This is a genomic window from Dyadobacter ginsengisoli DSM 21015 (assembly GCF_059568735.1).
Map to the genome: position 1 here is coordinate 13,300 of NZ_JCANTY010000016.1, position 20,101 is coordinate 33,400.

The window sequence follows — 20,101 nt, forward strand, 5'->3', positions numbered from 1 at the left end:
GTATCCCTCTTTTGGGGGATAACTCATCTGTCGGTTACTTATATTTTCGGCTGATAAGCGCGTGGCGGCTGTTCACCTGCAGCTTCTCGTAGATGTGTTTGATGTGGTACTTCACGGTTTCCAGCGAGATATCCAGCCGAATAGCCACTTCCTTGTTAGTGAGGCCCTCTTCAATCGCCGCGGCAATCTGCCCTTCTCTGGGCGTCAGGTTCTCCGGTAACTGAGCCATGTTTTTAGGATTGAAGTATTCCACTACCTTCCGGGCAATCCCGGGCGACATAGGCGCGCCGCCCTCATGCATGGTGGTAACCGCCTCTTTAATTTTTGGCAAGGGTGTTTGCTTCAACAGGTAGCCGGAAGCTCCGTTACACAGGGCCTGGAATACCCGATTGGCGTCGTCGTACACGGTGAGCATCATCACCTGGCATTTCGGTGCCCGCCGTTTGATACGGGATATTCCCTTGATGCCCGACTCGCCGGGAAGGCCGATGTCGGACAGCACTATATCGAGGTAGATTGCGTCGCCCCATTGCTCAAAAAAAGCTTCCACCGACGATGCGGACAGCAAAACCGAGATACCGGGCTGGTTTCTGAAATATAGATCCAGCATGTTTCGGATTTCGTCATCGTCTTCAATAATGCCCAGTCGTATCATGATGCAAAAGTATACTGCCCTGTTGCCAATTTATATCCCTCTTTTGGGTAGTAGTTCGAACATCACCTGGAACATCCCGTCCGTATCGGTCACGGAAAGTTTTCCGCCGACTTTCGCTGCACGTAGTTCCATATTCTCTAGCCCGCGCCCGCCCTGGCGATCAGTCACCGAAACAGGGTTTTCCGGATAGCGGTTGGCGACTACCAGCCGTACGGTCGTTCCTACCTGCAGTGAAATGACGATTTCCGAGCCGTCGCTGTACTTGATTGCGTTGGTCAGGGCTTCCTTAAAAATCAGAAACAGGTTCTGCCGGGCAGCCTGGAAAACCTTGCCCGACACTTCTTCCCCCTGTTCCTCGAACCGATAGCTAAAATCCAGTTCTTCCCGAAGCCGGTATGCGTAATCCTTCATGCGGATCACCAGGTCTTTCATCGTATCGAACCGCGAATCGATGGACCAAACCATGTCACTCATCGTCAGGAGCGCCTGCTTACTTGTATTCGCAATCAGTTCCAACTGCCTTTCCTGTTTTTCTGCGGGGATTTGATTGGTCGCCAGATTACTGGCTTGAAAAAAGATCCGCGTCAATGAACTACCCACTTCATCGTGTAGATCTGCTGCGATGCGATTGCGGATATCCTGCTCGCGTCGGATCTTAGCGATCCGGGTGCGGTACCAGGCCACCACCAACAAAACAGCAGATAGTACAAGCAGGCCCCGGAACCACCAGGTCTGGAAATAATGGGGTTTTTTGACTAGGGTGATGTCGTTCATTTTGCTTTCCATGCCCGTACTACGGGTGCGCAGACGGATGTTGTAGCGACCAGGTGACGGCTCGATGAGCGAGATAAACTGCCCCCGGATTAACGGCTCCCAATCACCTGCGTTCAGCGAGTAAGTTACTTCGCTGTCTGCACGGTAATTACGGGGGGTACCAACATACAGCGCGGTAACGCTTTGATTTGGATTCAGCGATAATTGATGTTCCCTACGGTAAGGCCATGTATAATCTCCTGATTTTTCACCTGCTTTACCCGTGGAAGTATGTATCTCGGCCACATAACTCTCCAGTTGGTCATTCTTGTCAAACCACTCCTGCTTCATATCCAAAATGGTGTAGCCCATCAACCCACCTACAAACACCCGCTTTCTGGCCTTGTCCACGAACGACGCACCTGAATTAAATTCCGACTGGTTCAATCCTTCTGCCATTCCGATTCGCCGAATCCGTTTTTGATCGTCAATGAGGTTGAGTCCGTTGGCCGTACCCACCACTTTTACACCATCTACCCATTCCAGGCTGTAAATCAAATTATTACTCAACCCATCGGCTGTTGTCAGACTTTCCAGTATCCGGCCATTGTTATCAATCGCGACCAATCCGTTGCCTTGTGTAGCGACCCAAATGGTGTCACGGATAACAGTCGTCTTGTATACACCCATGTTGCCGGATTCCGGGTATTTTTTAATTAATTCCCCCCGGTCAAGTTCAAAAAGACCGATATTGGTACTTAACAGCAAACGCTGCTCCGGAAGCTGCTGAATATGACGGATTTGAAGGTCAAGCGCATGGGGCGAACCCACTTTTAATTCGTACCTGTCGAGCTGGTGACTTTTTTTATCGAGCAACCAGAGACCATTCATCCCCCCAATAAGATAGTCGGTTGGGGTCTCGGCCAGGCACATCACATAGATCGGCAAGTGGGCGGCGTACTTTTTACGCGCATTTTCGGAAAGCGTGTAAGCTAAGGTTTCGACCCGGCGTTGTCTTCGGTTAAAGACTTTTAAAAAACCTCCTTCCGTGCCGACCAGCATCTCATTCTCATTCATCGGCAGCATCACATATCCGTGCCTCAATTCCTGGAACGGAAATAACTTCCCGTCCGGTTCTATATAACCGGCGCCATTATACGTAGCGTAAAACAATGACCCGTCGGGATAAACATAAATACCCCGCGTACTTTTATTGAGTCCCGGATTAGCCGGAATAAGTTGCGAAAGTCCCTTCGTTTTGGGATACGCCACAAAAATCCCCTCCTCTGTCCCCAGCAAAATTTCATCGCCGGAGATATTCATCGCCGCAGGCCTGAACCGGTGTTTGGTAGGAATGGCCAGTTTCTGACGGAGCCCGAGTTTGGTATCCAGCAAATACAACGCATCGTCTTCGGCATAGGCATGCATTTCCCGGCCTTCCTTCAACACGAAATACTTATCTTCTGACAGCTCAAAACCCCGGGGCTTCAACTGGGTTGCTATCCCTTCTTCAAACCGGTAGCTAACCCGCTCAGAAACATCAAGAAACAGGGTATCCCGATGTGCGATGAGGTTCCTCACAACGGTGCCCAGGCCAGGTAGCTGACGGTATTGCGTTCGCCCTTCGAGACCGGGAGCTATCGATAGCAAGCCACCACCCGTCGTGCCTACCCAGATTTTATTTTTCCAGATAGTCATGCATCGTGGCGAAACCTTGTTGGCGGCCTTTTTACTGCGCTCGTACAAATCATCAACGCGGACATACCTGTTATTTTTGATCAACAGCAGGTGTCCATTTTCGTAAGCCACTACAATGGTCGAGTCGGCCAATTGTGTTATGGAAAACACGGTACGGTCCTGGATGGGCGGGAGCAGGTTAGAATCCACCGGATGCACCTTCCAGGTTTTCAGATCGAGGTAGCCCAAGTTGGCATTCCCTGCCATCCACAAACGGTTTTGACGATCAGCCAGGATGTGTTGCGGCATATCGTCGGTGAGCGGTTGGCCCGCGATAGTTTTGAGGATGTCCAATGACCTGTAACCATCATACCGGTAGATTTCGCCATTCGTCAGAAACCATATAAAACCCTGACTATCAATTGTTAAACCCTTGATCAACACCTCGTCTCGGTCGGGAAAAAGTTTCAGTTTCGTGATGGCGTAATCCTGACCGGCGGCTGATTTGCCCCCCAAAAAACACCAGAAGATTAACAACAACTCTGCTATTCGAAAATGTCCTGCATTGCGCGAAGAAATCATCCTTTTTCATTTATCCGTAAACTTCCGGCATAAAAGTAGAAGGATCTGGCAATAGTTTTAATATACTGCGTTCGTAAACTATTGAGAACTTCTACAAAGTTATATTACAAACACACAGGTTACATTCGTCACCAACGCTGTCCTGTCTCTAATAAATTCCGATTGAAAGAGTCACCATTGAAAATTCTTTGCAACCGGGCACTCCAATCCATCTGCGACGACCAAGTCATTGGGGTTCCTCCGACATTAGAAACTTTCTTCTATTAGCCACCTTGCAACGAATTCGGGAGCCCTTAATGTAAAGCGGGAGGCATTCCCTCCCACTTTACATTATATTATTACAGACCTTACCCGCCAGCAATTCAGAACTCCGTTACCAGCCCCAGGTTATTAATCACGACGGGCCCAGCGCCGTTTCCGTGCGTGGTGATGGCAACCCCGCCACCACTTAGCTGTGACCAACAGCCAAATATATATTTCTTTATCGAGTACCCGCCCGGAGCCTGTGACACGCCGATAACGAAAACACTGCCACTTGGCCCCGCCGCAATGTCTCTTCCGGTGCCACCTGCATCCACTAGGTTTTGTCCGCTGCGTTTCAGCACCTTATTGGTATTATCAATAGCCCAGGGCGCACCTTCCGTACTGACGGCAATCCGTACCGCACCCCTTCCCGGCATGGGCTTCCATTGATTGTCTTTCCAGAATTTAACGACAAACCCACCGGGTGCCGGGACAGTGCTCACAATGAAAACCGAGCCCTCGGCCCCGACGGCTATGTCAAGCGCGGTTCCTGGCAGCTGTTGCCACTGGGAATTGTTGACACGTTTAAATATTTGTCCAAGACTATTTACGATCCACGGCACACCACCAGCGCCAACGGCTATCCGGACAGCCCCACCGGGAACCAGCGTGAACGTTTTGGTCGCATAATTATACTTCTGAATTGCATATCCGCCATTAACTGCGGTTTTGCCAACGATCCACAGCGATTTATCGACTCCATATCCTGCACCGAGATCGGAAGCCATGCCAGGTAAATATTTCCAGGTATGTGCCGGATAAAGCACCTGTGCCGCGAGGATGTCGTAATAACTAAACCCTACCCAAGACCGTACAGTCGAGTTCATGACCGAGTATTCATCCATTTCGGGCGTGTCACAAACCTGATAGTCAACGTAACCTACTACCGGTTTATCGGTGTGGGAGAGCCCGATCGCGTGGCCCAGTTCGTGGGCAATGGCACACCGTTTTTCGGATATCGACAGCATGTTTTCGGCATTATAGTAGGTATTAAGTGTCATTCCACCGCCAGTTGTCCCGTCGGCATCCGGAAAATATTGTCGCGCGACCCAGTTTGGTGTGCCGTCCGGATTCGGGACCTCATATTTCGTCGCTATAACCACGTCGGTGTTAAAGTCGTATAGTATTTCCCTGAAATTCACTTTTGTGTCGGCCATTGCGTTCCAATCCGTGATAGCCTGACGGATGGCCGTTTTCCAGCCAGGGGTAACGGCCGGACTGATATAAACCTTGATATCTTTCACAACATCATCGTTTAGCAACCAGAGTGCGCGTCGCTGGTTGACCCTTCCTGTTTTCCCGGCATTCAGATATCCTTCCGCACTGCTTCTTGAAATTTCAATGTCCCCATCGATAATGAACATTTTTTTATCTTTAACATATTTCACTTTGTCAATCGACGTCCCGGTGAGGCCTGCTAAAAAACTGGTAAGCGTTTGTTGCTGTGCGTCCTTTTCATCCTGTTTCAAAACAGCCGGTTCAGTAATCAGATCGGGTTCTTTGCAACCCTGGAAAGATGTTAGCAATGCGATGAGCAGCATTGTGTGAAACAGGTATAACGATCGTCGGGGCATACCTGTCGAAAAGAGATTTTTCATGGAAATAGATAAATTGTTGCTAAAATGATTGATTTATTTGCGCCTCTTTTTGTGTGAATACCAAATGGTTTTGAAGGCGATGCAAACGTAGGGCAGGCCGGGATCGGCAGCAATTTTTATGCGTATACAAAGTGTTGACCATCCCCGATTGAAGGCATACAAAAAGTTGACCGATAGGATTGAGCCGGTTTAAACCCGTCAGCAGCAGCATATATCAAAGTGTTACCCACCCGTTAGCGGAAATGCGACGGTTGGCAAACAGGCGTCAATTCATTAAAATGCAGTGACAAATCACCGATCCTCTGATGAAATACTTCCTGGTCAACAGCCTCTTCCTTGTTATAGCAGATACGTTAGCCGCACTCATTCTCTATTTCCTGATTGAATTTGATGTATTGTTGTTGGGGCTCGTACTGATAAGGCTCTCCGCTACGGTCGTCGTTTTCCCGGTTGGATTCGGGATTGCCATGCTTGCCTTCGGCAGAACGCCACGGACCTTTCTGGTGAGTTTTGTGCTTAATTATTTCCTCTGCATCGTCGCAGCCTGGTACATGAAAGCAGGAAGCGATACGCTCCTCAAAATATTTACAGACGTACATCAGGATTTGCTGCTCTATACCGGATTCTATCTGCCATTAGTAGTGGCGCACGGGATAATTTTTGGGGTTTCGAGGTATTTGAGATTGGAGAAATTGAGCTGAATGCAGCATTTACGGGTAAATTCCTTTCAATGTGAAAGCCGCAATAAAAAGGTCGCCCCTGTGTATCCACTAAGAAAATCTGTTACTCACCTGATGATATAAGCCGCCGGACAATCGCGAAACTGTCTAAAGGTTGGCTTTGCACTCCAGAAAATCGGCGATCACTCCGGGGCACCATTCGTTTTGCCCTTCCCTGGATCAACCGCAAAGTGATAGGATGGCCCGTCAGGTGATCATTGCCCGTGTATTTAACTTCGAATTGTGCCTTATACAACCAACGGTTGTTAGAAAACAACTAATAATAGTGCTACTACAACTATGAGTAGCCACTTTTTTGCCAGTTCACCTAAACGCCCTCAATATCTTTGCATCGTTCTAAAATCAAAACAAAAATCAAATTTCAATGGAAGCTAATATGGTTGGCAACAAAATTACCAAAGCGCGCAAAGAGCTTAACATGTCACAGGCGCAACTTGCCCAACAGTTATTTATAAGTCCGCAAGCCGTTGGTAAATGGGAACGCGGAGAATCGATTCCCGATATCGTCACCGTTAACCGGCTGGCAGAAATACTGGGGGTTGACCTGAACTATTTTTCAGAAAACTTCCAGTCAAACGCCCCGGAAACGGCACCCGTCGAATCTTTTGTGAAGCAATCGATAGCGGAAGACGGTGGTTCTTCCCGCTCACAGGAGCGGCTGGTTCCGATAAATCTGACGGCGGTCGATCTGAAAGGGAGTGACTTTGCAGGCGTTGTTTTACACCATGGAAAATTCAAAGCAAGTACCTTACGCGGCGCCAATTTTGAAGGTGCCGACCTGACGGGTAGCTTGTTTGAGGCCATCGATGCACGAGAAGCCAATTTTGACGGCACAAATCTGACAGACTGCAACTTTTCCGCCGCTGATCTTACCGATGCCAGTTTCCGCAAATCCACCCTGGTACGTACCACCCTGGAGATGTCCGGACAAGGTGCAAAATTCATAGATGCATCCCTGATCGAAGTCAAACTGATCAAGACAGACATTAGAAAAACAGTATTTGAAAACTGCGTCTTCGACAGCGTCGATTTCAATCGCTGCGATCTTCGGGGGTTATCATTCGACGGGCAGACCTTCATCGGTGTCAAGTTCGACAAGTCTGCTTTAAACGACGTTTCGTTCAGGGGTGCAACGCTTCGGAACGTGTCGTTCACGCTGCCTTTTTCGGTGACCAACAAGTCATACCTGGCCATGAAAACCATCTGTTTTGACGGGGCGATGATGGATAAGCTCACCTATGCCGCACTTCAAGGTCTGCGGGTTATCGATTTATCAAAGGTCACCATTATCTAAATACGGATGAATATGCAAAACCAGGCAATCCAGGTCAAAGGGCTACAAAAGTCCTACAAGCAACTCCACGTCCTTAAGGGCGTAGATTTCGAGGTGGCAAAAGGGAGCATTTTCGCCCTGCTGGGAACCAACGGCTCGGGCAAGACAACAATTGTCAACATTCTGACCACATTGCTGAAACAGGACAGCGGAAATGCGATCGTAAACGGGTTTGACGTAACATTGAATCCGAACCAGGTGCGCCAGTCGATCAGCCTGACGGGGCAGTTTGCAGCAGTGGACGAAATTTTGACCGGCCGGGAAAACCTTGTCCTGATCGCCAAACTCCGCCACCTTCGTCATCCGCATCAAATCGCAGATGATCTGGTCAAACGCTTCGGATTGACAGATGCCGCCGGCCGCAGGGTCTCCACCTATTCGGGAGGCATGCGCCGCAGGCTGGACATTGCCATGAGCCTTGTAGGGAATTCGCCGCTTATCTTTCTGGACGAGCCTACCACCGGACTCGATCCGGAGGCCCGCATCGAAGTTTGGAAGATCGTCAAAGAACTGGCGACCTCCGGCACCACCGTCTTCCTGACTACTCAATACCTGGAAGAAGCCGAGCAGCTCGCCGACAGGATCGCCATTCTTGACAAGGGAAAAATCATCGTCAGTGGGACGCTAGCGGAGCTGAAAAAGCGCTTCCCGCCCGCAAAAGTGGAATACATTGAAAAACAGCCAACACTCGAAGAGATATTTCTCGCAATTGTCGGCACAAACCACGACAACTAATGGAAACGACCAAAGCCTATTTTTTCACGGACACGGGCGTGATGCTCGGGCGCTCGATGCGCCATATTTTCCGCAGTTTGGACACGATCATCACCGTCACTATAATGCCAATTGCGATGATGCTGCTGTTTGTTTATGTACTAGGCGGCGCTATCCAGACCGGCACGGACAGCTATGTCAATTATCTGCTGCCGGGGATATTGCTGATCGCCATTGCCAATAGCATTGGTTACACTTCTTACCGGCTGTTTCTGGATATGCAGCGGGGGATATTCGACCGGTTCAACTCTATGCCGATCGCCCGTTCGGCGGCACTGTGGGGCCACGTTCTGACGGCGCTGATATCCAACATGATTTCAATTACCGTGATCATTCTGGTTGCGCTCATCATAGGCTTCCGATCCCCTGCCGGTGTAACTTCGTGGCTTGCCGTAGCTGCGGTTCTGGCATTGTTCACACTGGCCCTGACCTGGATTGGCGCGATCGCAGGACTGTCCGCCAAATCAGTGGACGGTGCGAGTGTCATTGCCTATCCGGTACACTTTCTACCTTTGATCAGCTCGGCATTTGTGCCTACCTCTTCGATGCCGTCGGGCGTTCGCGCCTTCGCAGAAAACCAGCCATTAACCCCGATCCTGGAAACCGTCCGTGCACTGCTTTCGAACCAACCCGTAGGCCACGAGATATGGGTTGCACTAGGCTGGTGCGTGGGGATTATCCTTTTGGCCTATTTCTTTGCAATGAGGGTGTATAAACGGGTGTAAGATTGTTTATTTAACTCTAAGCAACTTCGCATTGATCGCAACAACGATCGTGGATGCACTCATCAGAACCGCGCCCATTGCCGGACTTAACATCCATGATGGATAGAGTACGCCAGCTGCGAGCGGAATAGCGATAACGTTGTAACCAATGGCCCAGGCGAGGTTTTGCACCATTTTCCGGTAAGTAGCCCTGCCAAAAGTGATCATCTGCACGACATCCATCGGGTCGCTGTTCACCAGGATGATGTCGGCAGTTTCGGCCGCCACGTCGGTTCCTGAACCAATGGCAATACCTACGTCAGCCTGCGCGAGTGCGGGCGCGTCGTTGACACCATCGCCGGTCATGGCGACAATCTCTCCCTTGCTTTGAAATTCCTTTACCTTATCCTGCTTTTCATGCGGGAGCACATTGGCCAGGTACCCATCCATCCCGAGCTTTTTGCTGACGGCGTCTGCGATCTTTTCGTTATCGCCGGTCAAAAGAAAAGTTTTAATGCTCATCTTCTTCAATTCGGTAACAGCTTGGGCTGCGCTTTCCCGGATACTGTCCGCGAAAGTGATCAAACCAGCCAGCTGGCCATCAACAAGAATAAAATTCACGGTTTCAAGAGCCTGATCGACCTGATCCGGGATGGCAGGTACCGGTTTATTTTCCTGTTTAAAATAGTTTGGTCCGGCAGCTACTACTTTTTGACCGTTTACCGTACCCGTCACGCCAATTCCCTGCATGTAGTTAAAATCCGTGGAACTCCACAACTCCAATCGTTTTTCTTTGAGTTTGCGGATAACCCCTTGCGCAATGTAATGCTCGGAATTTTGCTGGATTGCGGCGGCATACTGCAAGATCTGATCTGTCGTGAACCGATCATCTGCGGGGATGATCTGCTGAATTTCATGAGACCCTTTTGTTAATGTGCCGGTTTTATCGAAAATGATTGTCGTTAGGTTCCGGGCATTCTCAAAAGCGGTACGGTTGCGGATCAAAAGGCCATGCGTTGCCGAAAGCGTGGTGGAAATGGCGATCACCAGCGGAATGGCTACACCCAGTGCATGGGGGCAGGATGTTACCATCACAGTCACCATTCTCTCCAGGGCAAACGCCAGGTCCTGTCCGCCTGCATACCAAACAATGAAAGTGATTACACCAACAGTAATCGAGACCAGCGTCAACCACTTTGCAACCTTATCGGCCAGATTCTGCGTATTTGATTTAGCGCTCTGAGCGGTTTTGACCATATTGATGACCTTTTGCAGATAACTGTCACTGCCCGCTCCGGTAACATGGATTTTCAAAACTCCGTCTGCATTGATGGCCCCGCCAATCACCCGATCATCTTTCTGTTTCTGAACAGGAACGCTTTCGCCGGTCAGCATACTTTCGTTGACATAGGAACTGCCTTCCAGTACCAGCCCATCCGCCGCAACCTTTTCTCCGGGTTTGACAAGCAATACATCACCGCTGCGAAGGTCTTTCAATGGAATATCGGTCACCTGGTTATCCTTTTCAATATGGACTATGGAAGGGAGCAGAGCAACCAGGGATTCCAGTGCTTTTGAAGCCGCCATCTGGGATTTCATTTCCAGCCAGTGACCGATCAGCATAATATCAATCAGAGTAGCTAACTCCCAGAAGAAGTCCATCCCTTCCAGCCCGAGGACAACAGCTGTACTGTACACATAGGCCGTGGAAATGGCAACCGCTACCAGGGTCATCATACCTAGGTTCCTGTCTTTCACCTCCCTGACAAGCCCTGTCAGAAACGGCCAGCCCCCGTAGCAATAAATGATAGTGCTAAGTGCCCAAAGCACGTATTGATCACCAGCGAATGTCCAGTTAAAACCTGCCCACTGCTGGATCATGTGCGATAGCAAAAGAACCGGGATGGTGATGACCATACATATCCAGAAGCGCTTTAAAAAATCTCCGGTATGATGCCCCGCATGTTTATCGTGGTCGTCGGCATCCTGTGAGCCATGCTGATGATGCGCTGCTCCTGTCATCGAATGCACTTCTGATTCCTTTTTGGGATGATGCCCGTGGTGATGGTGGTCTTCCATTGCTAGTTGATTTATGATGTGTCGTGATCAGGCCATTGTTCGATCAATAATTCAAAGTCAAGCCTACTCCAAATCCCATATCGCTGTCATAATGCGCTGTGGCACCTATATATCTGGTGAAAATATACCGCAGCGCCGCCATGTATTCCTTATCGGTGTTGACCATGAGGTTCATCCGAAGACGCCTGGAGACCGGTATGTCCATCCGTTCCAATTGAAAACGGACATTGCCATCGGTGAATATTTCGGCTTGTGCCGTCACCAGCATCGGCAATACGTAGTTTACACCGGCACTGAATACCGATCTTTGATCTTTGGTATTCCGCTGGCCGAAAAGATTCGTTTCTACTTCATCCATTCCCATCTTCCGGTACCGCCAGTCGAATCCGATAAAGGGCATCAGCCACTGCATTTTCCCAATGTAACGTCCCAGGTGTGTCTCCACTTCATAGCCGTGATGGTCGTTATAACCCAGCCTCCACTCCGAGCCGATACTCCAGCGGGTATTTTGAAGCATCGCTTCACCATCGTTTCCGTTGGTGGCAATATCGTTTTCCGCCATAAAATGAAACTCCCGGTCATCGGCAAACAGTTTACGCTGCGCGAGCCTGGGGTTAGGAATTTCCGGGTTGACAGGCGAATTCTCATAAGAGAAAACCGCTCCCATCCCGCTCATCATGTGGTACAGAATATGGCAGTGAAAAAACCAATCCCCGCTTTCAGTGGCCGCGAATTCCAGCGTATCGGTTTCCATAGGCATGATATCGATGATGTTTTTCATCGGAGCATTCGGCCCCTGGCCATTGAGCACCCTGAAATCGTGGCCGTGCAGGTGCATCGGATGCCGCATCATGGAATTATTGTAAATGATCATCCGCACGTTCTCGCCTTTCTTGATCAGGATTTTGTCCCTCTCCGAAACCACTTTGTTATCCATGCTCCACACATAGCGGTTCATATTCCCGGTCAGCACGAAACGCAGCTCTTTAACCGGTGCATCCCGGGGGATAGATGTGTTTTCGGGCGATTTGAGCATGGCATAATTAAGCGTGGTAATCGATGACAATGCGTTGCTGTTGTACCTGTTTACATGGCCAGCGTGTTCATCTTTGCCGCCCTTTTCGGGCGCATCCGTTTGCATATCGCCCATATCCTTGCTCCGGTCCTTTTTCTTAGACTTCAAAGGGCCGGTGATTTCCGGATACATCACCACGTTCATATCCATCTGGTTCAGGCTCATGTTCATCCCCATATCATCCAGGTTGCCGTTCATTTTCATCATCCCGTTCATCATCTTCATCCCTTCGAAATATTTGAGCCTGGGCAACGGAGAGGCCAGTTGTTTTACCCCTTTACCCAAATAGAGGGAGGCAGATTTCGTCCGGTCTTCGGAGGTCGCCAAGAATTCGTAAGCAATGGGAGCTGATCCAGGTTTAACAGCCGGAATGGTGACGATCACATCGTAAGTTTCTGAAACGGCGATAATCAGCCTGTCCACTTCCACCGGCTCCACGTCGTTACCGTCGGTGGCAACAACCGTCATTTTACCCCCTGCATAGGTAAGCCAGAAGTAGGTCGACGCCCCTCCGTTTGAAATCCTTAGCCGTACCTTATCGCCAGGCTTAAATTGATCGAGCTGGCTTTCATTTTTTCCATTGATCAAAAACCGGTCGTAATACACATCACTGACATCCATCGCCGTCATCCGCTTCCATTCGTTCCCCGCTTTGGTCTTGAAATAGCCTTGTCCGATGGCTTCCGAATAGCTTTGCGTTGCCCCTTTTTGGATGGCGAACCAGTCATTGGCATTGTGCAACATCCTGTGTACGTTTTTCGGGTTCATATCTGTCCATTCACTGAGAATGATCGGTATGGTGGGTATGGCCGGTTCTATTTTCTTGTTCAGGATCATGGACCCGTACATGCCGATCTGTTCCTGTAATTCTGTGTGGCTATGATACCAGTGCGTCCCATGCTGGATAATGGCGAACCGGTACAAGTGCGTTGTATGCGGCTTGATAGGCATTTGCGTAAGATTAGGGACCCCGTCGTATCGATTGGGCAAGAACAAACCATGCCAATGCAGGGATGTTTCTTCATCAAGCTCGTTGTGTACATAAATTTCGGCGGTATCCCCTTCTGTAAAAGTCAATGTCGGCATGGGGATCTGCCCATTTACCGCAATGGCCCGTTTGGGTGTACCTGTAAAATTAACTGTCGTGTCTTTTACGTATAAATCATACCGCACGACCTTTTGAGCATGCAATACCTGTGAAAAAACAGAGAGGAAAACAGCCAGGGGAAATAGAATTGTTATACCCGGGATTCTTCGAAAATCCATGATGTTCGGTGCGTTAAAGTAATGAGAAGAGAATGCTGTCCCGAAAGCACCGATTCGCCAATCGAACAGAAAACTGGCCGGCACTTTCAGGACGTCCGTTCGCTATTTGAGTGTTTCGGTAGTTTTGCCACAGTTTAGCATCTGCGCGCCGTAGTAGGGGTTTTTAATGGCCGGTACCTGACTGAGCCAGTTGGCTCCTTTTCCTTCTTTGGCCATCGGGCAATGCTGGTAGTAGATTGTCTGAGCGGGCTTCCCAGACCTGATCAGTTTATACATGTTTTCAGAAAGAGACGAGAAATGGTCTCTTTGGTGACCTACATCTTTGGTTTCAGCAATGTGCTCCGCATCGAAATCCAGGTCTTTCATCACTTTCATCCAGACTACATGCTGCTCCTGTCCGAGTTCCCCCATTTTAACAGCTTTGATTGCCTTCACCAGGCTAGTCGCTGTCAGAGCAGCAGCATTCCCGTCCGAACCTACCAAAGCGTCTTTTACTGCAAAGTATGCATCCAATACAGATTTCAATGGGTCAGCATCGGCCGGTCCGGTCTTTTCATTATTCTCAACCCCGTTTTGATGCTTATGCCCGGTCGTCGCTTTGACTTCGACAAGGTCACTTTTTCCGCTGCGCTCGTAGCGGCAGCAGGCTTCCAGGTTTGCGTAAGCTTCATCGGGTGCCAGATAGCCCTGGTTATCGTAACCAGCTAATGCGATCTTTTTCAGGATTGCGTCCAGCGAAGTCTTTTTGCTGTCGTAGGTCACCGAGGTTATGCTGGTTTCCTTGTCCCAGCTTGCCTGAGAGATATTCTTTTCAAATGCGGCCGCTTCAATACCTTTTCCGCACTGGGCGCAGGACCCGGCAATTTTTACATTTTCGGTTACTGCATTTCTAATTGCTGCATGAGATAGAAAAGTGGATAGCAATAGCAGCATCGCCATCAATATTTTTATTGATTTCATCGGATTAAAATATAAGCTGTTAGTAATAAATGCTCATTGGAAAGCTGGAAGTGCTTTCGGAAAGGGCGTACCTGTGGCTACCAGGTACTCAACAGCTTATATTCGGAGGCGTCCAGAGGAAGAGGTAAACAGGCTTGGGCATAGCCTGTCTAAAAAACCAGGTTATGGACTGGTAGGCACTGATAACAGGTTTCTGAAGCAGATCGGCTGGCTGCGCTTTCAATGCAAAAAAGGTCACAGCGTGTGCGCAGTCGCAGCCAGATTCCTTGCCGTTATGCCTGCACTGCCGGCAGTCGCCTGATTGATGGTGCGCTTGTCTGTTGCAACATGTCTTTCTATGGGCTTGGACATGCCTGGCTACTCGTTTCGCAGGAGTGTGCTTGCCACCACATGCATGACTAAGGCTGGCCGACACCAGCAGGCAAATCATCATCAGCACGAAGAAAACACAACCTTTCATCAGAGAAACAGACGGTCTTTACGAGTGCAAAGATGATAGTTCCATGACAGGTTTTTCTACATAATTACCGTATTCCGTTACATAATTATGGGATCGGTTTGATATGAAAGCTGAATTATCGGGGTACGATCATTTGACAGTGACGATTTAGCTAACAAAAGGGGGTTCTGGCCCTCCTCTCTGTTTGGACAATTCCCGGATCATGAATTCCCTGTCACTTTCCATTACGCGGTGCCGTCGGGGCGCCGGAAAAAAGTGGATTAGCACGGAAATATTTCTTCCCATCGAAACTCACTGAATAGTCCGATTTGAAATGCGTACTTTTCAAATAGTAGTCAGTGGTGATGACTTGGGCGCCGGAGTTGCACGCGGCATCGAAACCGCTTTTGTCGTTTTCACGCGCCTGCCGTGTGTCCGAATCGGCCCGGGTGCGTATGATGTAGCCTTTTTTCACGAGATCGCTGATCGAAGGATCTTTGGGATTATTGCGGATCATCATCGCAGCCTCGGGGGTGCCCGGGTCGGCGCAGGCAAACATCACACGACCTTTCAATGAAGGGTGCCCGGCCATGTACATATTTCTTTTATCGGCGTGATCATCGAGCAGGAACAGAAATTTCCCCCTGGCATTCTTCACCAACGGCCAGTTGTTATGCAGCACCGCGCTTTCCAGGGTTTCATATCTGCCTCTTACCATATCTGGTGTGATGATATGGTTTTTGCCCAGTTTTTCAGTCAGTACTTTATCAAGTTCATCGAATGTACCCGCATCGAAACTTTCGGCAGAAGCCAGCTGATCTTCGCGGGAAACGCGGCCTTTGGCTTCCAATGTGATAAAAACAGGCGTGTGGTCAGGATGCGCTTCCGACCATTTTTTCAAATCTTCCAGACATTCGTTCAATGTCAGGTAATGGCTGCGGAAATCGAGGTCGGGAACGTGCAGTATCTTGAAACCGGGCTTACCCATCTTGCCTTCCGGGTCGAATGCTTTCTGGTTTGGCGCCATATCCAGACCTTTCGGATGCGCATATCGGCCACCTTTTTCATCGGAATAAGTGTCTATTTCAAGATTGCGAAGTCCCATACTCAGCTGATCGACGATCGAAATGTGTTCGTAATCGATCTTGCTCGCTGCAACCGAGTCCTTTTTTTGGAACATTTTAAACAATACCGGGTCGATAGCCTGCTTGTAACTGTTGTGCGAGCCGATGACCTGGATCTGATTGATAGACAGATTGTCGGTGTCGCCCAGTTGCGACGCCTGCAGCGCCAATGCCGCCATGAAGGTCATGATAGTTTTCATAGGAAAGGATGAAAGACAGCCGAAGTGCGCTCCGACTGCGAGTGGTGGTTATGGGTTGATTTTAAAAGCATTGAAACATTAGTGACCCGGATTTTGAACCAGTTTTGAGTTCAATGTATTTTCCGACATCGGAATCGGGTACAATCTCCGTGAATTATCCTTATTCATTGTTAAGTTATCATTACGAAGCGAATATTCCTTTTCAAACTGCCCGAAACAGATCAGGTCGTGGCGGCACCTGACCTCCCGGGAAAACTTCCTGACAGCAGGAGCCGGCAGGACGGGGCGTGTAGCCCAACGTCGCATTATGGAGGCGCAGTTAGGAACTGCTTTCGAAGAACCGGTCGGAAAGCAGGTAGCTGTCCATGGAACTGGGCAGCAAAGAGACCAGGCCCTATTCCTTATCCTGTAAGCCATGTCTGTTATCGTAAATCCGGATGTGATAATGGGCAAAACAAAAAAACTCCTCAGCGAGCTTCTTGCCTTTTCCGTAGATGCACAGGCATTTAAGTCACCGAAAATATCCAATACTCTTCACTTTTGACTACATCAAAAGTCGTTTTGGTCACTTCCGTTTGCCGGTTGTCGCGGAATCTGGTTTGGTTTCTGACCGTTAAATCACAAACTCAATAAAAACGCGGCATACAGGGTGCAAGCCTTCATCCACTCAATCCTCTTTTTTAAAGCTGGCAGTCAAATCTAGATTTACAGTGTTATTCAAACACGATTGATCTGCTTATTATGAAATGGTTATCTGTACTCACCATCATTTTGTGCTTTCTGGCAAAAATCCCGGTTAATGCCCAGGCTCCCGAACAAATGAACTATCAGGCGGTTGCCCGGAATGCTGCCGGGATTGCCCTTTCCAACCAAAATATCAAATTGCGGCTCAGTATCCGCCAGGACAGCCCGTCGGGTAATACGCAGTACAGCGAGACCAGAAATGTCACTACCAATAACCTGGGCTTGTTTACGGTCGCGATCGGCAGTCCGGGCGCTTCCGATGTATCCGGCACCATGAACGCTCCTACCTGGGGAAACGGGTCAAAATTTCTGAAAGTTGAAATGGATCCCACTGGCGGGGATGCTTTCACGGACATGGGTTCCTCTCAATTGCTGAGTGTACCTTATGCACTGAGCAGCGCCGACAACCAATGGAAAGCGAATGCAAACAACATTGTCAACAAAAACAGCGGCAATGTAGGTATCGGGACCAACGGCCCCGACGCCAGTGCATTGCTCGACCTGAGCAGCGACTCAAAAGGGTTGCTGGTTCCGAGGTTGAATGCCCAGCAAAGAACGTCACTCTCTCAGCCTGCAACCGGGCTGTTGGTTTACCAGACCGAAGCACCCGAAGGCTTTTACTATAATAAGGGCACTGCCGGATCACCAAACTGGATTTTGTTGGGAGGCACAGGTCCCCAGGGGCCACAGGGTATGGCCGGACCTCCGGGCATCATTCAAAGTGCCTACGAAACGGGTACAGCGCCGTACCCTTCGTCAACTATGGCCTTCATCACCAAACCTGTCAGGCTTGCCGTTCAGGAGGGGCAATCAGTCTTTGTAGCTTCGTCGAGGGCTCTGGGAGGTTATTTCGCAGCCAATGAGCTGGGGATCAAACCTATTTGTCAGAACGTAAATCCCGGCAGCCCGATCATCGAACTGGGCCTTGGCATGTTCGGTCTTCAGGTCCCGTCCAATACAAGAATGACGTTTTCCGTCAATGGTGTTTTCAAGAACCTTCCCGCAGGCACCTACGACTTTGGAATGGGGGGTGTTACCAGCAGCCCCAACTGGATTAATTCCGAATGGGGTTATACGAGTGTTCTGGTTTACTAAGATGAGCGCGATCCCTATGAAAAAGTTTTTAATCGCTGTGTTGTCGGTAAGCTGCAGTTGGTCGGTTTACGCGCAGAGCCTCAGTCCTCAGACCATCAATGTGGGCGGTGGCCAGGGAAATGCAGGAGCGCTGTATCTGGACTGGAGTGCAGGCGAGATGGCGGGCGTGCAAACACTAACATCCCCTGCGAACCTGCTGTCACAAGGATTGTTACAGCCCGATGCTCTTGGCCCGTTCCCGGTTACGCTCATTTATTTTACGGGAAAAGCGCTGGATGCCCGGAATGAACTGAATTGGGCAACTTCGGAGGAAATCAACAATGATTATTTCCAGGTAGAGCGGTCGTCAGACGGGTTGAAATTTTATATGCTGAGCCGGATCGCAGGAGCGGGAAATTCGTCCCGATCAAAAACATATAACTATTACGACCTGTCGCCTGATGCGGTATCCTATTATCGCTTAAAACAGGTCGATTACGATGGAACATACAGTTATTCGAAAATGATCGCATTAAAACAGCCATTGCAGGCGGCTCACTATCAGGTATATCCTAACCCCACCGATGGTGTTTTGAATGTAGCCGGGATCCGGAGCAACAGGCCGGTTGAGCTGTATGTTCTGGATAAAACCGGCAGGGTACTGTCACAGCAAAAGCCAGTCGCCGTTCAAAATACCAAGCTCGATTTACAGGCATTACCTGCCGGAAACTATATTTTAAACATCGTTGACCAGGCCACCGGATTATCCTACACGTCCCATTTTGGAAAACGTTAATTTATCTTCTCCCTGGCTCCCAATATGAAGGCCCAAAAATGGTTACGGCTGCGATCAATCCTGTTGTCATAAAAGCAACACTGTTCAAACCGGCGTCACACAGCCCGGAACACCGGAGAGCTTTTCTCAGATCGGTTCCAGTTTTCCCTTCGGCACATATTTCCTCAAAATCAGCGCAAGAATTGCGGATGGATGACTCATCGCACTCTTCTCAGCATGGGTCGTAAAACAGGCGAGCTGCCGGATTGGATTTCGCCGATAACCTCGAAACCGTGACGCTCATATAGCGAAATATTCCTGGGATTTGAAGATTCGAGGTATGCGATTAATCCATCACGGTCGACGGCCCTGAGTGCTTCGGTCATCAGCGCAGAGCCTATCCCACCACCCTGGTGCGCCGGATCGACACCTATCATCGGCAGGTACCAGTGCGGTTCGGTTGGGTGAAATTTCTCCATTTCCTCAAAAATCCCCTGCATATCCTCTTTTATATCGTCGTCAGTGTTCTCGTCGAAAAGCCTCTTTAAGGACTCTTCGTCGGATCTGGCACCGGGCGGTAACCACAGGGCCGCACCCGTGAAACCATCGGCAATACAAGCCGTCCCCTTCTCGAACGCACTTCCACCAAAGGCTTTCGTTATCGAAGAGAAAGCTGCCAAATATTTTGCAGGGTCCGGTAGGGACCATCGGGCCATCGGATCAACGCTGAATGCCAACGTTAATACGCTAATGGAACCGGCCTGATCCTGGGCCGAGGCTGTTTTAATTATCATATCAATATCTCTTTTATAAACCGTGTTAAGCTGGCCCCCTATATTTCATAGGACTCTCACATTCTTTCCGTACAAGCTTTATCAATTCATTTTCTCCTTTCGGCCTTTGCCCAGGTAACAATTGATAGTTTGAGTCTGTTCACCTTTGGAAAATTGCTTTCGTAGAAACACTGAATGCTGTGGTTGGGCTGAACCTGGTGATCAGTTTACGATTATGGCTCCACCTCCGCGGGTGCTGATTACCACACATGCATCTCTCAATACGCACCGGCTGTCCCCGCACTATCATCGCATATTCCAAAATACTAAAAATTAAGTATTGACATTGCTACTTAATTTGTTGATCTTTAAATTATTATGCAGAGGCGGCGATGGATAGCTGAACTTTCCAACACTTTCATCGTCACTAAGATACTCTTTATGGTGGTGACTAATTTGCGCTTAATGCCACC

The 20,101-nt window shown here is 49.3% G+C and carries 14 protein-coding genes; 6 read left to right on the top strand and 8 right to left on the bottom strand.

The window, feature by feature from the left end; all coding sequences use genetic code 11:
* Positions 1–34 precede the first annotated feature (34 nt).
* From BP71_RS36615 to BP71_RS36625, 3 genes are all read right to left on the bottom strand, one after another.
* Entirely contained in the window at positions 35–655 is a 621-nt protein-coding gene (locus tag BP71_RS36615; RefSeq protein ID WP_496386660.1) for a response regulator, read from the bottom strand.
* A 30-nt stretch (positions 656–685) separates the two neighbouring features.
* Positions 686–3,601 (bottom strand): ligand-binding sensor domain-containing protein, encoded by a 2,916-nt coding sequence (locus BP71_RS36620; RefSeq protein ID WP_496386662.1) that lies wholly within the window; start codon positions 3,599–3,601, stop codon positions 686–688.
* Positions 3,602–4,029: 428 nt separating this feature from the next.
* Entirely contained in the window at positions 4,030–5,568 is a 1,539-nt protein-coding gene (locus BP71_RS36625) for a M57 family metalloprotease (protein ID WP_496386664.1), read from the bottom strand.
* 305 nt (positions 5,569–5,873) lie between these two features.
* Between BP71_RS36625 and BP71_RS36630 the strand changes: the two genes are divergently transcribed.
* The 4 genes from BP71_RS36630 (at position 5,874) to BP71_RS36645 (ending at position 9,140) form a co-directional block, all read left to right on the top strand.
* Entirely contained in the window at positions 5,874–6,269 is a 396-nt protein-coding gene (locus BP71_RS36630; protein ID WP_496386666.1) for a hypothetical protein, read from the top strand.
* A gap of 403 nt (positions 6,270–6,672) precedes the next feature.
* Positions 6,673–7,602, top strand: a complete 930-nt coding sequence (locus BP71_RS36635) for a pentapeptide repeat-containing protein (RefSeq protein WP_496386668.1) — start codon at positions 6,673–6,675, stop codon at positions 7,600–7,602.
* Positions 7,603–7,614: 12 nt separating this feature from the next.
* Positions 7,615–8,376 (top strand): ABC transporter ATP-binding protein, encoded by a 762-nt coding sequence (locus tag BP71_RS36640; protein ID WP_496386670.1) that lies wholly within the window; start codon positions 7,615–7,617, stop codon positions 8,374–8,376.
* Positions 8,376–9,140 (top strand): ABC transporter permease, encoded by a 765-nt coding sequence (locus BP71_RS36645; RefSeq protein WP_496386672.1) that lies wholly within the window; start codon positions 8,376–8,378, stop codon positions 9,138–9,140. Before BP71_RS36640 ends, BP71_RS36645 begins: the two co-directional genes overlap by 1 nt.
* Before the next feature lie 6 nt (positions 9,141–9,146).
* Here BP71_RS36645 and BP71_RS36650 read toward each other — a convergent pair whose 3' ends face one another.
* The 4 genes from BP71_RS36650 to BP71_RS36665 form a co-directional block, all read right to left on the bottom strand.
* Entirely contained in the window at positions 9,147–11,198 is a 2,052-nt protein-coding gene (locus BP71_RS36650; RefSeq protein WP_496386674.1) for a heavy metal translocating P-type ATPase, read from the bottom strand.
* A gap of 43 nt (positions 11,199–11,241) precedes the next feature.
* Entirely contained in the window at positions 11,242–13,539 is a 2,298-nt protein-coding gene (locus BP71_RS36655) for a multicopper oxidase domain-containing protein (RefSeq protein ID WP_496386676.1), read from the bottom strand.
* A 102-nt stretch (positions 13,540–13,641) separates the two neighbouring features.
* The gene (locus tag BP71_RS36660; RefSeq protein ID WP_496386678.1) at positions 13,642–14,499 is read right to left on the bottom strand and encodes a DUF3347 domain-containing protein; all 858 of its coding nucleotides are present in this window, start codon (positions 14,497–14,499) and stop codon (positions 13,642–13,644) included.
* Positions 14,500–15,173: 674 nt separating this feature from the next.
* On the bottom strand, positions 15,174–16,262 hold the full coding sequence (locus BP71_RS36665) for a phosphatidylinositol-specific phospholipase C1-like protein (protein ID WP_496386680.1): 1,089 nt from the start codon (positions 16,260–16,262) through the stop codon (positions 15,174–15,176).
* 741 nt (positions 16,263–17,003) lie between these two features.
* On the opposite strand from BP71_RS36665, the gene BP71_RS36670 reads away from it, so the two are divergent.
* Both BP71_RS36670 and BP71_RS36675 read left to right on the top strand, forming a co-directional pair.
* Positions 17,004–18,101: a phage tail-like protein gene (locus BP71_RS36670; protein ID WP_496386682.1), complete on the top strand. Its 1,098-nt coding sequence runs from the start codon at positions 17,004–17,006 to the stop codon at positions 18,099–18,101.
* Positions 18,102–18,117: 16 nt separating this feature from the next.
* The gene (locus BP71_RS36675; RefSeq protein WP_496386684.1) at positions 18,118–18,876 is read left to right on the top strand and encodes a T9SS type A sorting domain-containing protein; all 759 of its coding nucleotides are present in this window, start codon (positions 18,118–18,120) and stop codon (positions 18,874–18,876) included.
* Between the two features lie 197 nt (positions 18,877–19,073).
* On the opposite strand, the gene BP71_RS36680 is transcribed toward BP71_RS36675, so the two are convergent.
* Positions 19,074–19,649: a GNAT family N-acetyltransferase gene (locus BP71_RS36680; RefSeq protein ID WP_496386686.1), complete on the bottom strand. Its 576-nt coding sequence runs from the start codon at positions 19,647–19,649 to the stop codon at positions 19,074–19,076.
* Positions 19,650–20,101 lie beyond the last annotated feature (452 nt).

Excerpts from the sequence above, each read along its gene's own strand:
- BP71_RS36680 (WP_496386686.1), bottom strand. The coding sequence starts at position 19,649 with ATGATAATTAAAACAGCCTCGGCCCAGGATCAGGCCGGTTCCATTAGC.
- BP71_RS36625 (WP_496386664.1), bottom strand. The coding sequence starts at position 5,568 with ATGAAAAATCTCTTTTCGACAGGTATGCCCCGACGATCGTTATACCTG.
- BP71_RS36650 (WP_496386674.1), bottom strand. The coding sequence starts at position 11,198 with ATGGAAGACCACCATCACCACGGGCATCATCCCAAAAAGGAATCAGAA.
- BP71_RS36630 (WP_496386666.1), top strand. The coding sequence starts at position 5,874 with ATGAAATACTTCCTGGTCAACAGCCTCTTCCTTGTTATAGCAGATACG.
- BP71_RS36635 (WP_496386668.1), top strand. The coding sequence starts at position 6,673 with ATGGAAGCTAATATGGTTGGCAACAAAATTACCAAAGCGCGCAAAGAG.
- BP71_RS36615 (WP_496386660.1), bottom strand. The coding sequence starts at position 655 with ATGATACGACTGGGCATTATTGAAGACGATGACGAAATCCGAAACATG.
- BP71_RS36670 (WP_496386682.1), top strand. The coding sequence starts at position 17,004 with ATGAAATGGTTATCTGTACTCACCATCATTTTGTGCTTTCTGGCAAAA.
- BP71_RS36655 (WP_496386676.1), bottom strand. The coding sequence starts at position 13,539 with ATGGATTTTCGAAGAATCCCGGGTATAACAATTCTATTTCCCCTGGCT.
- BP71_RS36665 (WP_496386680.1), bottom strand. The coding sequence starts at position 16,262 with ATGAAAACTATCATGACCTTCATGGCGGCATTGGCGCTGCAGGCGTCG.
- BP71_RS36640 (WP_496386670.1), top strand. The coding sequence starts at position 7,615 with ATGCAAAACCAGGCAATCCAGGTCAAAGGGCTACAAAAGTCCTACAAG.
- BP71_RS36660 (WP_496386678.1), bottom strand. The coding sequence starts at position 14,499 with ATGAAATCAATAAAAATATTGATGGCGATGCTGCTATTGCTATCCACT.
- BP71_RS36645 (WP_496386672.1), top strand. The coding sequence starts at position 8,376 with ATGGAAACGACCAAAGCCTATTTTTTCACGGACACGGGCGTGATGCTC.
- BP71_RS36675 (WP_496386684.1), top strand. The coding sequence starts at position 18,118 with ATGAAAAAGTTTTTAATCGCTGTGTTGTCGGTAAGCTGCAGTTGGTCG.